This window comes from Rhizobacter sp. P3_B12 (genome assembly GCF_056402895.1).
In genome coordinates this window covers 1-740 of sequence record NZ_JBFUGN010001618.1, presented here as the reverse complement: position 1 = coordinate 740, position 740 = coordinate 1, and the positions used below count along the sequence as shown (strand labels likewise).

The 740-nt window shown below is 60.4% G+C and carries 1 protein-coding gene; it reads right to left on the bottom strand.

Annotated features, from left to right (window positions below):
• A partial coding sequence (locus AC1D01_RS37265) for a HEPN domain-containing protein (RefSeq protein WP_477874926.1) occupies positions 1–740 on the bottom strand: 740 nt, incomplete at both ends.

The following is a 740-nucleotide window of genomic DNA, read 5'->3' as shown; positions in this document are numbered from 1 at the left end:
CCATTGCACTCTTCGCGACAGGGGGGGCGTTCGGGCCGAAGGTCAGGCGCTGCAAATCCCGAAGGTTGTGAGTGCGTGGGACTGCGATGCCGCGCTGCAACAAATGCGCCTTCATGGTCTGCTCGCAAGCCATTTGGAGCTCCCACACGGACAGGGAGCGGGCGTTCGGATGATGAGAGGAACCTGTGTCCGCGGCCCGGTCCAAATGCAGCAGTACGCCAGCCGCCCGCTTCCGGGCCTCTGGCAGCAAGGTGGCCGTGTTCAGATCGTTCTTGATCGCACGCAGGTGCGTGGCAACCGTGCAGATCGATGCCAAGAGCCGCTCTTTCCGCTTCGACTTCATTTCCGCGATCGGCGGCGGCGTCTCAAGCCATTCGAGCGGCTTTTCATAGGCAAGGACCTCGATCGGAAATCGCACCCAAGGACCATCGTCATCTTTACCGGCTTCGAACAAGACCTCAGGAACGGCTATGACGAGTGGCACGTCGAAGTAGAGAACCATGCCTCGTAGGCGTCGTTTCGAGCGATCGATAAGCGCCTTCCCGTATCGACGCTCATACCAGTCATTAATCGGCCAAAGGATCCCCAGAAACCAGCCCTTCAGCAGGTAGTCGGCCTCGGGCTTCTCCCCGTCAACTTCCTCCAAACACTCCTCGACCACGATTCGTGCTGCCTCCGACACGCGTTCGGACAGCGGTCGGCCGGCTTTCGAGAATCCCTCGTCCAAGCCTTGCAGGAGC